16 protein-coding genes, 1 rRNA gene and 1 pseudogene (1 of these 18 cut by a window edge) are annotated in these 17,359 nt (G+C 44.5%); all 18 read left to right on the top strand.

The window, feature by feature from the left end:
• The first annotated feature begins 4 nt into the window (after nucleotides 1-4).
• A complete protein-coding gene (gene ftsH / locus LPY66_RS02605) occupies nucleotides 5-1,963 on the top strand; it encodes an ATP-dependent zinc metalloprotease FtsH (protein ID WP_337986572.1) in 1,959 nt (652 codons plus the stop codon).
• 31 nt (nucleotides 1,964-1,994) lie between these two features.
• Nucleotides 1,995-2,444, top strand: coding sequence for a nucleoside-diphosphate kinase (gene ndk / locus LPY66_RS02610; protein WP_337986573.1), 450 nt, complete (start codon nucleotides 1,995-1,997; stop codon nucleotides 2,442-2,444).
• Nucleotides 2,445-2,496: 52 nt separating this feature from the next.
• Nucleotides 2,497-3,183, top strand: a complete 687-nt coding sequence (locus LPY66_RS02615) for a DUF881 domain-containing protein (protein WP_337986574.1) — start codon at nucleotides 2,497-2,499, stop codon at nucleotides 3,181-3,183.
• Between the two features lie 3 nt (nucleotides 3,184-3,186).
• Nucleotides 3,187-3,882 (top strand): DUF881 domain-containing protein, encoded by a 696-nt coding sequence (locus LPY66_RS02620; protein WP_337986575.1) that lies wholly within the window; start codon nucleotides 3,187-3,189, stop codon nucleotides 3,880-3,882.
• Between the two features lie 35 nt (nucleotides 3,883-3,917).
• A pseudogene (gene folP, locus LPY66_RS02625) lies at nucleotides 3,918-4,760 on the top strand (dihydropteroate synthase); the annotation flags it as partial.
• Nucleotides 4,747-5,115 carry a dihydroneopterin aldolase gene (gene folB / locus LPY66_RS02630; RefSeq protein WP_337986576.1) on the top strand — a complete coding sequence of 123 codons (369 nt, stop codon included), beginning with the start codon at nucleotides 4,747-4,749 and terminating at the stop codon, nucleotides 5,113-5,115. The pseudogene folP and the gene folB, both read left to right, overlap by 14 nt.
• Nucleotides 5,112-5,594 (top strand): 2-amino-4-hydroxy-6-hydroxymethyldihydropteridine diphosphokinase, encoded by a 483-nt coding sequence (folK, locus tag LPY66_RS02635; RefSeq protein WP_337986577.1) that lies wholly within the window; start codon nucleotides 5,112-5,114, stop codon nucleotides 5,592-5,594. The genes folB and folK overlap by 4 nt, the downstream gene beginning before the upstream one ends.
• Nucleotides 5,595-5,832: 238 nt before the next feature.
• Nucleotides 5,833-6,753 (top strand): Rossmann-like and DUF2520 domain-containing protein, encoded by a 921-nt coding sequence (locus LPY66_RS02640; RefSeq protein ID WP_337986578.1) that lies wholly within the window; start codon nucleotides 5,833-5,835, stop codon nucleotides 6,751-6,753.
• A gap of 29 nt (nucleotides 6,754-6,782) precedes the next feature.
• Nucleotides 6,783-7,646, top strand: a complete 864-nt coding sequence (panC, locus tag LPY66_RS02645) for a pantoate--beta-alanine ligase (protein WP_337986579.1) — start codon at nucleotides 6,783-6,785, stop codon at nucleotides 7,644-7,646.
• A gap of 3 nt (nucleotides 7,647-7,649) precedes the next feature.
• Nucleotides 7,650-8,033 carry an aspartate 1-decarboxylase gene (panD, locus tag LPY66_RS02650; protein ID WP_337986580.1) on the top strand — a complete coding sequence of 128 codons (384 nt, stop codon included), beginning with the start codon at nucleotides 7,650-7,652 and terminating at the stop codon, nucleotides 8,031-8,033.
• Between the two features lie 60 nt (nucleotides 8,034-8,093).
• The gene (nadA, locus tag LPY66_RS02655; protein WP_337986581.1) at nucleotides 8,094-9,014 is read left to right on the top strand and encodes a quinolinate synthase NadA; all 921 of its coding nucleotides are present in this window, start codon (nucleotides 8,094-8,096) and stop codon (nucleotides 9,012-9,014) included.
• Nucleotides 9,015-9,043: 29 nt separating this feature from the next.
• Nucleotides 9,044-10,657, top strand: coding sequence for an L-aspartate oxidase (gene nadB, locus LPY66_RS02660; RefSeq protein ID WP_337986582.1), 1,614 nt, complete (start codon nucleotides 9,044-9,046; stop codon nucleotides 10,655-10,657).
• Nucleotides 10,635-11,513 (top strand): carboxylating nicotinate-nucleotide diphosphorylase, encoded by an 879-nt coding sequence (gene nadC / locus LPY66_RS02665; protein ID WP_337986583.1) that lies wholly within the window; start codon nucleotides 10,635-10,637, stop codon nucleotides 11,511-11,513. The genes nadB and nadC overlap by 23 nt, the downstream gene beginning before the upstream one ends.
• Nucleotides 11,514-11,545: 32 nt before the next feature.
• Nucleotides 11,546-12,313, top strand: a complete 768-nt coding sequence (locus LPY66_RS02670) for a type III pantothenate kinase (protein ID WP_337986584.1) — start codon at nucleotides 11,546-11,548, stop codon at nucleotides 12,311-12,313.
• A gap of 59 nt (nucleotides 12,314-12,372) precedes the next feature.
• Nucleotides 12,373-13,371, top strand: coding sequence for a tRNA dihydrouridine synthase DusB (gene dusB, locus LPY66_RS02675; protein WP_337986585.1), 999 nt, complete (start codon nucleotides 12,373-12,375; stop codon nucleotides 13,369-13,371).
• Nucleotides 13,372-13,622: 251 nt separating this feature from the next.
• Entirely contained in the window at nucleotides 13,623-14,093 is a 471-nt protein-coding gene (greA, locus tag LPY66_RS02680) for a transcription elongation factor GreA (protein ID WP_337986586.1), read from the top strand.
• A 186-nt stretch (nucleotides 14,094-14,279) separates the two neighbouring features.
• Nucleotides 14,280-15,746 (top strand): lysine--tRNA ligase, encoded by a 1,467-nt coding sequence (lysS, locus tag LPY66_RS02685; protein WP_337986587.1) that lies wholly within the window; start codon nucleotides 14,280-14,282, stop codon nucleotides 15,744-15,746.
• A 595-nt stretch (nucleotides 15,747-16,341) separates the two neighbouring features.
• Nucleotides 16,342-17,359 (top strand): 16S ribosomal RNA (locus LPY66_RS02690); it runs 722 nt beyond the window's last position.

Here is a 17,359-nt window from a genome sequence, read left to right on the forward strand (position 1 = left end):
CGGATTGAAAATATTTAAAAATGTCGCAATTTACCTTTTAATTATTCTTCTGGCAGTATTTTTGATACAGTGGGCGAAACAAGATACGCAGAATAAAACCAGTCTGAGTTATAATGAATTTAAGCAGGCTGTGGCTTCAGGCGGCGTCAGTGAAGTTTCCGTCAGAGTGGGGAACCAGGTCACTACGTATACCGTTGTAAAGAAAGATGATAATAAAACGTATGAGGTAACAGGGCCTCTGGAAGATCAGACACTACTTGATACTCTGGATAAGCAGAACATCAAAATAAATTACGATCCGCCGGCCACTGTGCCATGGTGGGTATCGATTTTACCAACGTTCCTCATGTTTATCTTTATCTTTGGTTTGTTTTTCTATATGATGCAGCAGACCCAGGGCGGCGGCAGCAAGGTGATGCAATTCGGTAAAAGCCGGGCCAAGCTGATCACCGATGAACGTAAGTATACCTTTAAGGATGTTGCCGGTGCAGATGAGGTTAAAGAAGAACTGGAGGAAATTGTTGAATTTCTTAAAGCTCCGAAAAAGTTCAATGAAATTGGGGCCAAAATTCCGAAAGGCGTACTGCTCTTCGGCCCTCCCGGAACCGGGAAGACACTGTTGGCTAAAGCCGTATCCGGTGAAGCCGGTGTTCCTTTCTTCAGTATCAGCGGATCTGACTTTGTTGAAATGTTTGTCGGTGTCGGAGCATCCAGAGTGAGGGACCTTTTTGAGCAGGCTAAGAAGAATGCACCCTGTATTGTGTTTATCGATGAAATCGATGCTGTCGGGCGTCAGCGTGGAGCAGGTTTAGGCGGCGGCCATGATGAGCGCGAACAAACGCTCAATCAGCTGCTCGTGGAAATGGATGGTTTCAACGGGAATGAAGGCGTTATTATTATTGCGGCAACCAACCGCCCGGATATTCTTGATCCGGCACTGCTTCGTCCCGGTCGATTCGACCGTCAGGTCGTTGTCTCAGTTCCGGATATTAAAGGCAGAGAAGAGATACTAAAGGTTCATGCCAAAGGGAAGCCTTTAGCTTCAAATGTTAACCTGGAAGTATTAGCCCGCAGGACACCAGGGTTTACTGGCGCAGATTTGGCTAACCTGATAAATGAAGCCGCGCTGTTGTCGGCGCGCCGCAACGATAAAAAGGTCACTATGAAAGCGTTGGAGGATTCAATCGAACGCGTTATTGCCGGTCCTGAAAAGAAGAGCCGTGTTATCAGTGAATTCGAGAAGAAGCTGGTTTCATATCATGAGGCGGGTCATGCCCTGCTGGGTGAGTTCTTGCCGCACACGGATCCCTTGCATAAAGTATCGATCATTCCCCGGGGACAGGCAGGAGGCTATACGCTGCTTCTCCCTAAGGAGGACCGCAACTATGCGACGAAGTCCCAGTTGCTGGACCAAATTACCATGCTGCTTGGCGGAAGGGTCGCCGAGGCCTTAGTGCTTCATGAGATCAGCACAGGAGCCTCGAACGATTTGGAGAGGGCAACCGGTATAGCCAGAAAGATGGTCACCGAACTCGGAATGTCGGAGGAACTTGGCTCTGTGACATTTGGGCATAAAGAAGGGCAGGTCTTTTTAGGAAGAGATATTGCCCGGGATCGGAATTACAGTGAATCCGTTGCTCAGGCAATTGACCATGAAGTACGCAGAATCATTGACGAATCCTACCAAAAAGCACAGGATATCATTACGGAAAAAATGGATATACTGCATGCCATCGCGCAAGCCCTGATGGCTACGGAAACGCTGGAAGCGGATACATTCAGGGATATTATTGTGAAACATGATCATACCCGAGCCGGCGATATATATGATGAGCCGATGACGGAGAATGCCGATGCGGCGCCGAGTCACGAAGAGGCTGTGAATACCGAAGAAAAAGAGGAGTCAAAGGAAGCAGCCGATTATAATAATATCACTACTGCAAAAAGCTCATTCGAGCAATAATAACACTGAAAGTGCTTTAAGGAGGATTTACGTGGAAAGAACATTTCTTATGCTTAAGCCGGATGCCGTTCAAAGAGGATTGATCGGAGAAATCATCGGCCGATTTGAGAAAAAAGGATTTATACTTGTGGGTTTGAAAATGATGCAGGTTGACAGAGACCTTGCTGAAGAGCATTATAAAGAGCATAAGGGCAAATCGTTTTTTGAACCTACCGTTCAGTATATTATGTCTTCACCGGTGGTTGCCATGGTATGGCAAGGGAAGAATGTGGTATCCTTGGCCAGAGAGATGATGGGGGCAACCAATCCTGCCAATGCAAACCCCGGCTCCATTCGCGGTGCTTATGCGATGGATATCAGCCGAAATGTTATCCACGGGTCCGATTCCGTGGAAAGCGCAGAGAGGGAAATCGCCATATACTTTAAACTCGAAGAAATAGTGAATTATACAAAAGCCGGGTCTGAGTGGCTGAGTGAGTAAAAAAACAAGGACACCCTAACGGGTGTCCTTTTGATAAACCGGAGTGGTTTGTATGCAAGATAAAAAGAAATTGGCGAGACTTCTTATCGGTATGGGGATGCTGATTATCGGTGTATTTTTCGTTATGATTTTAAAATCGTATCTTGCCGATAAAACAGTATCTGCAGAAGATGATAAATTGCCGAGCATCCTGCAAATTGAAACTGAGAATAAGCAGTTAGCAAATGAAAACGCTAAACTCCAGGCCGAGCTGACCAAATACCAACAAGGTATTGATGCCCAGATGCTGGCATCCGAGCAGTTAGCGCAAGCGCGGATCAGTTCCGGTAGGGTCAGTCTAACGGGAAAGGGAATCGTTATCACCCTTAAGGATTCCGATAAAAAGATAAGCGCCCAAGAGGAGGGACTTATCCATGAGGAACATCTGCGGGCTATTGTCAATGCGTTGTGGAATGGCGGAGCCGAGGCCATAGCAATCAATGATCAACGCCTTACTACCTTTACGGAGATTTACTGCAGCGGCTCCTATATCAGTATCAACGATACCGTTCAGATGCCTCCGTATACTATCACCGCGATCGGAAACCAGAGTAACCTGAAATCTGCGTTGAAATTCTACGGGTGGGACCTACTGGATGAAAGTCAGAAGAATTTAGAGATCCCCATAGATCCTGTTACTGTACCGTCTGCCAAACCTGTGAGTTATCGGTACGTTCAACCGGCCAACGAGGAGGGCTGATCGATGCTAAACAAAAAAGTGGTTACTGTGGTCACAATTGCTTCTATTGCTATCGGCATCCTTATCTCTCTGCAGTTTCAGACCCAGCGGGAGGTAGATAAAGTTGAGCTGGATCAGCAGGAACGTGCGGTCCTGACACAGCAGGTCATCAGTAACCTCCAGAATGAGAATAAGCAATTGAAAGAGGAATATGCACAATTATCAGCCGAGTTGGAGAAATATAAGAAGACCGGCAATGATAATCCATATATTGTAGCGCAATTACAAATGCTAAAAATTGCCGACGGGACAATCACTGTCAAGGGCCCGGGCATTCGCATAGTTATTAACGATAACACGCCTGAAGCCATTGGATTTATTCGATCAGCTGATTTGCTGAGAATTGTTAATCAGCTGCGCCTGGCCGGAGCGGAAGCAATCAGTATCAACGGTCAGCGTATTGTATCGACCACATCGATTGTTCTAAGCGGAGATTCGACGATCTTGATTAATGAGGTCCCTGTCAGTGAGATTGGCAGGACGACGTATGAGATTCTGGCGATCGGTTATCAGGAAAACCTGGTTAAATATATTGATTTTGTCGCCAAAGATTTGAAAGTCATTGGCATGGACGTCGCTGTAACGCAAGAAATTGTAATGATTCCGTCTTATAAAGGGGATTACGCGTTTGAGTACGCCAAAGAAGTAAAAACGGAGTAGGGAGTGAACAGATGAGGACGTATAATGATCAACCTGCCGGCATTATCGATTGTCGGGGTAAAACTCTTGAATTTGGGGAAAAAACACTGATTATGGGCATATTGAATGTCACGCCGGATTCTTTTTCCGACGGCGGTCGATTTGATAACATAGAAAATGCTTTGAAACAAGCTGAAACCATGGTCACTGACGGTGCGGACATCCTGGATATCGGCGGCGAGTCGACCAAGCCCGGCTATGGGGGTGTGAGTGCCGAAGAAGAGTGGTCCAGACTGGAGCCTGTGCTAAGAGCGCTTGTTCCTATTAGTCGGGTTCCAATTTCGGTGGATACGCAAAAAGCCGTTGTGGCGGAGAAGGCGTTAAAACTGGGAGCGCATATTATCAACGATATCTGGGGTCTGCAAAAGGATCCGGATATGGTCAGAGTGATCGGTGACTATCAAGCACCGGTGGTCATCATGCATAATCAGGATGGGACTGCGTATGCCAATATGATGAGAGACATACTGGCCTTTCTGGAAAATAGCATTGAGATGGCATTCAAGCGTGGGCTTTCGCGGAATCAGATCATCGTTGATCCGGGTATCGGCTTCGGTAAGACCCCTGAGCAAAATATGGAAGTTCTGAGCAGGCTGGATGAGTTTAAAAGTCTTGGATGCCCCATTCTACTCGGCGTTTCGCGAAAATCAGTGATTGGACGCACCTTGAATCTTCCTGTCGGAGAGCGCCTGGAACCGACAATTGCCCTGGGCACTTTGGGAATTGCTGCCGGTGTGGATATTCTGCGTGTTCATGATGTTCTTGAGAATAAAAAAGCAGCGTTAATGACCGACCTTATTGTCCGTAAAAGAAGAGGTGAGAATCTTGACGGAAAGTAATGCGATCCATATCTCCGGAATGGCGTTTTACGCATACCATGGTGTATTGCCTGAAGAGGAGATTCTTGGCCAAAGGTTCATTGTGGATGTCGATATCTACTTAAACGAGCACTTCGGCACGGATGACAATTTAGCCAATACCGTCAACTATGCTGAAGTATATATGGCGGTAAAGGATATCGTTTTAAGTGAGCGGTATCAATTAATCGAAACACTGGCTGAAAAAATAGCTGCTGACATTATTGCCCGGTTTACCTGCAATAAAGTCAGAGTAGAGGTCCACAAACCCAATGCACCGGTACCCGGGATATTTAAAGACATATCGGTTGAAGTCATTCGGGAGAGATCATCATGAAAGCCTATTTAAGTTTAGGAAGCAATGAGGGAGACCGGAAGGACTATCTTTTGCAGGCACTTGAAATGCTTGCCGATTCCTGCGGGATCACCATAACTAAGAAATCGCAACTATATGAGACGGCGCCCTGGGGAAATGAGGATCAAGCAGCTTTTTTAAATATGGCGGCAGAAATCGAGACAGATTTGGATCCTTTGGAATTGCTTGACCGCTGTCAATACATCGAAAATACCCTTGGCCGGAAACGGTCGATCCATTGGGGTCCCAGAACCATGGATATTGATATTCTTGACTGCCAGGACATTCGGCTTTCTACGGAAAGGCTGACTATTCCTCATCCCTACATGGAACAGCGCGAGTTTGTTCTGGCGCCATTAAGAGAAATTGTTCCTGATTATATCCTGCCGTCCGGGAATACGATAACGGCGGTAAAAGGTGAAGGCACCGTCAAACGATTGAATGAATATATTAATACTTGAAAAACAATAGTAGGCATCAATTATTTTGATATAAGTCTTTATTATTTGCAATTTATACATTATACTAAGGTGGCAGCACGGACAGTATCTATAAGAACTGTACCTTATCTGCCTGATCTGAAATTTTTATAAAGCATGGGATCATGCACCAGCCGCTTGGATTTTTTACCGGGACGGTGAAGGCAGGGCATACGTTGTATTACTTAAAGCACCTTCACTGACGGGAGGTGTTTTTTTAATGGATAAACTAACTGATTTGAAATTTGGGATCATCGGGGCAGGCAGTGTCGGGACGTCACTGGCGGTACTGCTGGAAAAGGCCGGTTTAGAATGCATTGGGGTTACAACCCGAAGCAGGGCGTCCTATGAGCGATTTCGCAGCTATTTGGACAAAGAGAATTTACCTGTTGAGCAGCTGGCGGCCCTTGCAGATATTCTATTTATCACCACACAGGATAAATACATCGAGGCGATTGCATGTGAACTATCCCCAATCCAAAACCGAAAAACAAATCAAGTTTGGATACACTGCTCGGGTTCGCTGCCCGCAGAGTTGATGTGCAAAGATCACACGCTGAAAGTCGGATACTTGTCACTGCATCCGCTGCAAGCGTTTGCCGATGCTGATCATGCTGTTAATCTCATGAAAGGTACCTTTTTCGGGGTAGAAGGCAGCAGCCAAGAAGTTGAGTCCTTAGGAGTGGCGCTTGTTTCCTTACTGGGTGGCACTCCTATCAAGATTGATCCGGCAAAGAAGACGTTTTATCATAGCGGTGCTGTCATTGCCTCAAATTATCTTGTCTCTTTGGTTTATTTGGCAGTTAAATTGTTCCGTAGAGCAGGGGTCGAACAGCAGGACGCGATAGCAGCCTTATTGCCTCTCGTGACCGGGTCACTCTCAAATATTGAGCGAGTCGGACTTTTCCAAGCACTGACAGGCCCTATTGCCCGGGGGGATGTCCAGGTAATAACGAAACATCTCGATAAATTGCCGGAGGCGGAACGTTCTGTTTACAAAGGACTTGGAAGATTAGCTTTAGAATTGGCTATGGAAAAGAATGCGACATTAATCCGTGAAGGTGACAAGGATACAAAGGCAACTGAAATAAAAACGATAGAAGAGAATTATAAGCAGATAGAAGAATTATTAAGAGATTAATGGCATCCGTTGGAAAGGAACGATATCACATGGTAATCATTAATACGATAGCCGATACAAGAGAAAGCATTCTATGGGCTAAACAACAGGGAAAAAAAGTTGTGTTGATTCCCACTATGGGTTTTCTCCATGATGGACATTTGTCCATGGTGAAAGCAGCCAGGAGACAAGATAATGGGGATAAAGAGATTTTGGTTGTGATGAGTATCTTTGTTAATCCCCTGCAGTTTGGACCGAATGAAGATTATGAGAAATATCCGCGTGATTTGACCAGGGACGCTTCTCTTGCGGAAGAAGCAGGCGTTGATCTGCTCTTTGCTCCTTCCGTAAAAGAAATGTATCCTGCGGGAGGATCATTGACAGCGGTTCAGGTATCTCGCATAACAGAAGTTCTATGCGGTGCAAGCCGACCGGGACATTTTGAAGGCGTCGCTACTGTCGTCACCAAGCTTTTTAATATTGTTCAGCCCCACGAAGCCTATTTCGGCCAAAAGGATTATCAGCAGGTGGCAGTCATCAGACAAATGGTCAAGGATTTGAACATGCCGATAACAATACGGTCGTTTCCAACGGTAAGGGAAAGCGACGGTCTGGCCCTGAGTTCCAGAAATGCCTATCTAAGCAGCGAAGAACGGCAGCAAGCCCCGATTCTCTACCGCGCACTGCAGGAGGCATCGGCACGGATAACGGGCGGCGAGATATCCCCAGATCGGATCAAAGCAGCCATTAAACAAAGAATAAGTGAAGAGTCCAATGGGAAAATTGATTATGTTGAAATTTATCGCGCAGATGATTTATCTGAAGTTGAACAAATAACCGTATCTATTGTTATCGCGCTTGCTGTTCACTTCGGGACGACGCGTTTGATCGATAACATTATTGTGGAGGTGTAAGCGATGTTCAGAGAAATGATGAAATCTAAGATTCATAAAGCGAGGGTTACGGAAGCCAATCTAAACTATGTTGGCAGTATAACCATAGATAAGATACTGATGGAGCAGGCGGATTTTCTGGAAAACGAGAAAGTTCAAGTGGTTAATTTAAATAATGGTGCCCGCTTGGAGACCTATGTTATACCCGGGGAACCAAACTCAGGGATGATATGTTTAAATGGTGCGGCTGCCAGGCTTGTTCAAGTCGGTGATCAAGTGATTATTATTTCTTATGCGTTGTTTTCTGACCAGGAAATTAAGGAATATACTCCGAAGATTGTGTTTGTTGATCACAATAATCATCCGAAGTCAGTTGAAGACGTTGAAGTTCACGGCTCTCAGGCTTGACACATAGTACGTTGGAGACTAGAATTAGAAAAATGGTTTTATGAGAGGAGAAGCTGATATATGAATAATGAATACACCAATAATCAGCTGATCAACGAAATCAATGCTTTACGCAAAGAGAAAAATGCCGTCATCCTGGCGCATTATTACCAGCCGGGAGAAATACAAGATATTGCCGACTTTGTGGGAGATTCACTCCAGCTAGCTCAGCAGGCAGCAGCAACGGACGCCGATGTTATTGTATTTTGCGGGGTGCATTTTATGGCGGAAAGCGCGGCGATTCTGTCACCCGATAAGGTCGTTGTTTTGCCTGATCCCCAAGCGGGATGCCCGATGGCAGACATGGTTGAACCGAATAGGTTACGAGAAGAGAAGGCGAAGCACCCGGGAATTAAGGTTGTCTGTTATGTTAATTCATCAGCCGAAGTGAAGGCGGAGAGTGATATTTGCTGCACATCATCCAACGCGGAAAAGGTTGTTGATTCCTTGGGCAATGATGACATCTTATTTATCCCGGATGGAAATCTGGGGCGCTATATTGCAGCAAAGACAAAGCGGGCTATTCAATTTTGGCCAGGCTTTTGTCCGACGCATCATCGCCTGGCTCAGACGGATATATTAAATAAACGGAAGGAATTCCCTAAAGCCAAGGTTCTGGTACATCCGGAATGTCGGGAAGAAGTCTGGCAGGAAGCCGATTATGTTGGTTCAACTGCTGGTATTATTCAGTATGCGGTCAATTCTCCCGATCAGGAATTTATTATCGGGACAGAATGCGGTATTCTGCATGAACTATCCAAGCGCTGCCCCAGGAAGAAGTTCCATATGGCTTCTGAGTATATGATTTGTCCCAATATGAAAAAGGTCAATTTAGAGAAGGTTAGATATTCCCTGAGAAATTTGGAACCGATCGTCTCTGTTTCCGACGAAATCCGAAAAAAATCTATTTCTGCTTTAGAAAAAATGCTGGCAGTAAAATAAAAACATCATTTTGAGGATGAGCAAGAGAAATGAAAGATGAGAATCACTATTTAATACCTTGGTATAAAGATAAACTCGATGTCTATCATACGGAGGTATTGATACTGGGCAGCGGGATTGCAGGATTATATGCAGCAATAAAGCTAAACCCAAAGTTTGATGTCACCGTGTTAACTAAAATGGAGATCATGGCCAGTAATACGGAACATGCTCAAGGCGGCATCGCCGTTGCACTGAATAATGGAGACTCCCCACAGTTTCACTATGATGATACGATTAATGCGGGTGCTGGTTTAGTCAATAAGAAGGCGGCAATGATATTGGCCGAAAAGGGTCCGGAATGCGTCACTGAACTTATTCAGCTCGGAACCAAGTTTGATACAAATTGTCAAAACCAACTTGATTTTGCTATGGAAGGCGCTCACGGTAAACATCGCGTATTACACGCCCAGGGCGATGCTACAGGCTGGGAAATTGAGAGGACACTCGTTGAAGTTGTCCAATCACAAAATATAAGCGTCAAAGAGAATTATTATCTCGTCGATATTGTGAAGAATCAGAAACAGGAAGCCTGCGGGACCCTTGTTTATAACCATGTTGACAAAAAATTAGAGCTATGGCTTGCTAAAGCGATTATCATGGCTACCGGCGGCTTAGGTCAAATGTATAAGTATACGACTAATCCGAGTGTCGCAACCGGCGATGGTATTGCAGCGGCGTATCGTGCCGGTGCTGAGCTTATGGATATGGAGTTTATGCAATTTCATCCCACTGCGTTACAAATACCGGGGGCTCCCAGCTTTTTAATATCGGAAGCTGTTCGGGGAGAAGGGGCTATACTGATCAATGCCTGCAACGAGCGTTTTATGGAGAATATCCCCAGGAAGGAACTGGCGCCAAGAGATGTTGTGTCACGGGCAATTTGGGAGCAAATGCAGACAGGAACGGTCTTTCTGGATTTTAGCACAATCGGCAAAACACGTGTAGAGCAACGCTTCCCTGGTATACATAAAACTTGCCTGGAATACGGTGTCGATATTACTTCTGAACCGGTTCCGGTGGGTCCGGCGGCACATTATTTGATGGGCGGAATACGTACCGATGAGTATGGCCAAACGAATATTCCCAACCTTTATGCGTGCGGAGAATGTGCCTGCAACGGTGTTCATGGCGCTAACCGACTGGCAAGCAATTCATTGCTTGATGGATTGGTGTTTGCAGCAACGATATCCGAACATATCACTGCTAAAATTACCGAAATAAGTCATATTGATGATATTCAAACAGATCATTTTATCACGGATAAGGAACAAGCTTCACCGGCTGACATTGAAAGTCTGAGAAAAGATTTGAAGGAATTGTTCTGGAACAAAGTGGGCATTATCCGGGATAACGCCGGTTTGATCGAAGCACGGGCGATGTTAAATATGTTAAAAGAAAAATTTGAGCCACGCTGTTATATTGAAGAACTGGAACTTGGCAATATGCTGACATTAGGATCGATTATCATTATGGCGGCGTTGGAACGGGAAGAAAGCAGAGGGGCTCATTTTCGACGGGATTACCCAAAGGCTGATGAATGTTGGCAAAAACATTCTGTCATTAAAAGGGGAGATAAACATGTTTGCTATGTTTCAATATGATGAGTTAATCGAAAGGGCTTTAAAAGAGGACATTGGAACGGGTGATCTCAGCACGTTGATTATACCGGAAGACTATTACGGCGAGGCCAGGATCTATACAAAAAGCAACGGCATCGTCTGTGGCCTGCCCATTGCAGAATTGGTGTTTCGCAAAGTCAATCCCGCGATGGATATCGAAACGATTGCTTGTGATGGGGACCGGATTAAACCCGGTGATCTGATCATGAAAATTAGAGGACCACTGGCGGCAATACTTCAGGCCGAAAGGACTGTTTTGAATTTTATACAGCATCTTTCCGGTATAGCCAGCATCACACGACGGTATGTCGATGCTGTCAAAGGAACGGATACGAAGATTACAGATACACGAAAAACAATGCCGGGGATGCGAAGTCTGCAAAAATATGCTGTCAGGGTCGGTGGTGGGGTGAATCACCGCTTTGGTCTGTACGACGGCGTCATGCTCAAAGACAATCATCTGTCAGCATTAACTAATTTAACCGAAGCTATACCAAAACTAAGAGAAAAAATTGGGCATATGGTCAAAATAGAAGTAGAATGCGAAACGATGGAACAGATCGAAGAGGCTTTACAAAGCAATGTCGATGTCATCATGCTTGACAATATGTCACTGGAAGATATGCGAACAGCCGTTAAATTAATCGATCACCGGACAATTGTTGAGGCTTCAGGGGGTATATTAGAAAAAAATGTTCGGGACATTGCTGAAACGGGTGTCGATTTCATCTCGATCGGACGCCTGACTCACTCCGTAGAAGCGGTGGATTTTTCGATGGTTATTGATGATACAAAGCCTTCGATTAAAAAGTACCTGACCCAGGATCTTAAGATTTAATAATTGGTTGCGAAGTAAAGGAGAAAAACACCATGCTTCTGGTATTGGATATCGGAAATACGAATATCGTTCTGGGAGTATATCAAGATCGTCAGCTTATTCATCATTGGCGGATATCGACCAACAAAGATACTACCGCCGATGAATATGCGGCAACGTTAAAGAACCTATTCAGTTTTTGCGGTCTTGAATTTAGAAGCATCACAGGCGCCATTATTTCTTCAGTAGTTCCACCGGTTACACCCATCCTGGAAGGAATGATCCGTAAATACTTTGCCATGATGCCGATGATTATTGGCCCTGGTATCAAAACCGGTATTTCGATTGTTATCGATAATCCCAGAGAACTTGGGGCAGATCGCATTGTCAATGCTGTTTCGGCACTTACCAAGTATGGTGGACCATTAATCATCGTTGATTTTGGCACAGCCACAACCTTTTGTGCGGTTAGTGAGAACGGTGCTTACTTAGGCGGTGCTATTGCACCGGGAATTGGAATTTCAACGGATGCGCTTTATCAAAAAGCATCTAAGCTGCCGCGAGTAGAAATCGTTAAAACCGGTGTCATTATCGGCAAGAATACGGTTAGCAGCATGCAGGCCGGAATATACCACGGCTATTGCGGATTGATCGATAGAATTATTAAGCTAATGAAAAAAGAATTAGGCGGGGATCCAAAAGTAGTCGCTACCGGCGGTTTGGCACAGTTAGTCGTTGATGACTCTGAAATGATCGAGCTAATTGATCCCTTTTTGACGTTGGATGGGCTGTTATATATCTATGAGAAGAACACGCGGTAGTCAATTCTCACTTTGACAATACGTTTATTTCACTATTTGATTCATGCTATGAGGTTAGAATGAGATTAGGACGTCATAACTTATCACAGAAACCGGTTTTTATGGCACCCATGGCAGGGATAACCGATAAAGCTTTTCGCCATATGATTCGCCTTACAGGCGGCAAATATGTCATTACGGAAATGATCAGTGATAAAGCGCTTATCTATAATAACTCTAAAACCTTCAAGATGATTGATCTTGAAGGTGAACCGGAACCCCGCATTGTGCAGCTATTTGGCTCCGAACCACATACAATGGCTGACGCCGCAAAGATTGTTTTTGAACATGGGGCAGATGCTATTGATATTAATATGGGCTGTCCGACTCCCAAAATTGTAAAGAACGGTGAAGGAGCAGCTCTGCTTCGGGATATTACCTTAGCGGAGAAAATTGCTTCAACGGTCGTTAAATCAGTACCAATACCTGTTACGGTAAAAATCCGTTTAGGTTGGGATGACAGCTGTATCAATGCACCCGAACTGGCTTTGCGCTTAGAACAGGCAGGGATCGCCATGTTAACGGTACATGCCAGGACGAGAGAACAGTACTATTCAGGCAATGCGGACTGGCAGTGGATCGCTCGAACCAAAGCGGGGATTAAAATACCGGTCATTGGCAATGGCGATATTAATTCGCCTGAAGACGCCATGGAAATGATTAAAACGACTGAGTGTGACGGAGTTATGATCGGCCGAGGCGCTTTAGGAAACCCCTGGCTGATAGGCAGAACCCAAACTTTTTTGGATAATGGAATATTGTTGCCAGAGCCTGATAATATAGAAAGACTGAGAATGTTATTTATTCACTTTGAACAGCTTATTGATCTAAAGGGAGAAAGAACGGGGCTGCAGGAAATCCGCAAACATGCGGCATGGTATATCAAAGGGGTAAGAAAGGCTGCAGATTATCGTAATCAGATCATGACGGTAAAAACATACGCGGATATGAAGGCGCTATTTCTGCATATTTATTCCTTGGAGGGAGGTACCTTTGACACATTACCAAATCAATCGTAAATTACCCTGTTTTTACGTGTTTAAATATTTTTAAAACTTTTCATAAAAAGATCCATTTTTAGAGTCGACAAAGGACAAACTCTAAAATATTATGAAATTGCTTGACAATAAAATCTTCGTTCCTTATAATTACATCTATTAAATTGAGGAAGAGTTTGGTAGCGTATATTTTATTTTGCAAGTGTATATAATGTGTCACATAACGGATTTGAAATTAGTTACCTCAGAAGAGAAGAGGAGGGGTATTTTTTATGCCCGAAAAAGAAGTTATTCTAACACTTGATGGCTTGAAGAAACTCGAAGATGAACTTGAAAACCTTAAGACTCACCGAAGGAGAGAGGTTGCCGAAAGGATAAAACAAGCTATTGAGTTTGGTGATATTTCTGAAAACTCCGAGTATGAAGATGCTAAGAATGAGCAGGCTTTTATTGAGGGAAGAATCATCACGCTGGAAAAGATGCTGCGAAATGCTAGAGTTATCGATGACACCGAAGAAAAAGACCATGTTTCCGTCGGCAGTACTGTTGTACTAAAGGACATTGAATTTGGGGACGAAGAACAGTATACGATAGTAGGCTCCGCAGAAGCAGATCCTGGTGTGAACCGCATATCCAACGAGTCTCCGGTAGGTAAAGCAGTGCTGGGGCAAAATAAGGGCAGTGTTGTCGAGGTTAATGTACCTGCAGGAATTCTGCGTTATGAGATAATGGATATTCAGTAACGTTTTTTGGGTAAGACTTAGTTAGTATAAAAAAATCATCTGCGAAATAAGCCCGGAGTGCCAGAGATGGCGCTGCGGGCTGTCATAGTGTTAACGCCGATTATAGTCAACAGTTATATATGGTAAGTACAATTTCTTGGTATAATATAGTGCTAGCGGGAAACATAGAGTTTGGGGGAACGTATTATGGATAATCTCGAAATGAATGAATTGATGCGAATACGTGTGGATAAGCTTCAGACGCTAAGGGACAACGGAATTGAGCCCTATGCCGATCGCTTTCTTCGAACGCACATGTCAACGGATATTATTGATAATTTTGCCGAACTGGAAGAGCAGCCGGTCAGTATAGCGGGAAGAATCATGTCCAAGAGAGACCAGGGCAAGGTACTCTTTATGCATGTTCACGATTTGAAAGGAAAAATTCAGTTATATATCCGTATCGATGCCTTAGGTGAAGATGCATTTGAATTGGTAAAGACGTTTGACATTGGGGATATCATTGGCGTTCAGGGAATTGTTTTTCGCACGAAGCGGGGTGAAATTTCAGTTAAGGCAGAAAAAATAACGCTCCTGTCAAAATCATTAAGACCATTGCCTGAAAAATTCCATGGGTTGACCAATGTCGATACCCGTTATCGTCAGCGTTATCTCGATTTGATTATGAATGATGAAGTAAAAGAAACTTTTATCATCCGGAATAAGATCATCCGGACAATGCGTGAATACTTGGAGGGCAAAGATTTTCTTGAGGTAGAAACACCAACTCTGATGACAATTGCGGGTGGTGCCACTGCCCGGCCATTTATTACTCACCACAATGCCCTAGATATGGATCTATATTTGAGGATTGCCCTCGAACTTCCATTAAAACGACTTATTGTCGGCGGTTTCGAAAAGGTATTCGAAATAGGACGTAATTTTCGTAACGAGGGAATTTCGATCAAACATAATCCTGAATTTACAATGATGGAGCTTTATCAGGCTTATGCCAATTATGAAGATATTATGAATCTCATGGAAGATATGATTGTCTATATTGTTGAAAAGGTTCATAACACCATGGAAATAACCTATCAGGGTGAAAAAATCAATTTTGCTAAACCCTGGCGGCGTCTGCAGATGTTAGATGCGATTAAGGAATATTCTGGTATTGATTTTAACCAAATTAAAACGGACGATGAGGCTAGAAGGGTGGCCGCTGAAAAAGGTCTGGACGTAGGGAATGCATCCAGAGGCAAAATTATCAATGAGTTTTTTGAGGAATTCGTGGAGGATAAACTTATACAGCCAACGTTTATTATTGGGCATCCCGTTGATATTTCGCCGCTCGCGAAGAGAAACGCGATTAACCCTGAATTCACTGATCGATTTGAAGTATTTATTTATGGTCGTGAAATGGGCAATGCTTTTTCAGAGCTAAACGATCCTATTGATCAAAGAGGACGATTTGAGAAGCAGGTTAAGGAAAGAGAGCAGGGCGATGACGAGGCTCACATGATGGATGAAGATTTCCTTCAAGCTCTGGAATACGGACTCCCGCCTACAGGTGGGCTCGGTGTAGGTATTGATCGGTTGGTAATGCTTCTGACTGATTCGCCGTCCATCAGAGATGTCATATTATTTCCGACGATGAAACCCCGCGAGGAATAATTTTATCCTTTCCGTAATCTATCGTTGATCGTTTAAACCCCGGAAACATGTGTTCTCGGGGTTTTCTGTTGTATTAACAAACAAAAAAATGCATATTTTTTAAAAAAATGATTATCCTTTAGATATTCGAAGCATTTTGTAGTAATAGCACAGCATTTTTGACCTAGTGATGTTTAATCTTGACTACAGATGCTTGAAAGGTTTAGTTATCTTTGATATTATAACTAAGCGCTCGGGACACACTGGGTCAAAAGTGAGAGATACTGCGGCATGAGCCTCTTGGACATGATTAAGAATCTCACACCTGCGCGAAGGAAGAAGAAATTGGCAGTTGACATACAGAGGTAAATTTGCTAAGATAAACTTCCGTCCCGAGGAAATCTGGATTGATCCGAATGGATCATGAAGGAAGAAGAAATTGACAGTTGACTTTCTAAAGAGAATCTGCTAAAATTTAAATCCGTCCTAAGGGACACGAGATCACGGTTGTGGTCCTTGGTCATTGAAAACTGAACAACAAGAAAAGAACAAAATGCTAGACTCGTCAAATGATAATTGAGTAAACAAACGAGCTGAATCAAGCTCCGTAATAGTTTTTATGGAGAGTTTGATCCTGGCTCAGGACGAACGCTGGCGGCGTGCCTAACACATGCAAGTCGAACGGTCCGATACCTAACACCGAGTGCTTACGTGTAAACAGCAAGCATCTAAAGCGAGTGCGCGAACGAAGAGAGCGCACCACGCTATTAAAAAGTGACTGACACATAATGCAGAAGAAAACTTTTTAGTAGGTGGGAGCGAACGAAGAGAGCGCACCACGCAAATAAAGCTTGCTAACACATGCAATGAGCATTGGGTGTTAGGTAGAGGATAGTGGCGAACGGGTGAGTAACGCGTGGGTAACCTGCCCTTAAGACCGGGACAACAGCTGGAAACGGCTGCTAATACCGGATGATTTTCCTTGAAGGCATCTTCGAGGAAGTAAAGCTGGCCTCTGAATATGCTAGCGCTTAGGGATGGACCCGCGTCTGATTAGCTAGTTGGTGGGGTAATGGCCTACCAAGGCGACGATCAGTAGCCGGCCTGAGAGGGTAAACGGCCACACTGGGACTGAGACACGGCCCAGACTCCTACGGGAGGCAGCAGTGGGGAATCTTCCGCAATGGACGAAAGTCTGACGGAGCAACGCCGCGTGTATGAAGAAGGCCTTCGGGTTGTAAAATACTGTTGTTAGGGAAGAACTTTAGAGGTGTGAATAATGCCTTTAATTGACGGTACCTAACGAGGAAGCCCCGGCTAACTACGTGCCAGCAGCCGCGGTAATACGTAGGGGGCAAGCGTTGTCCGGAATCATTGGGCGTAAAGGGCGCGTAGGCGGCTATATAAGTCTGATGTGAAAGTGCGGAGCTTAACTCCGTAAAGCATTGGAAACTGTATGGCTTGAGGACAGGAGAGGAAAGTGGAATTCCACGTGTAGCGGTGAAATGCGTAGAGATGTGGAGGAACACCAGTGGCGAAGGCGACTTTCTGGACTGTAACTGACGCTGAGGCGCGAAAGCGTGGGGAGCGAACAGGATTAGATACCCTGGTAGTCCACGCCGTAAACGATGAGT

The organism is Dehalobacter sp. DCM, assembly GCF_024972775.1.
Taxonomy (GTDB): domain Bacteria; phylum Bacillota; class Desulfitobacteriia; order Desulfitobacteriales; family Syntrophobotulaceae; genus Dehalobacter.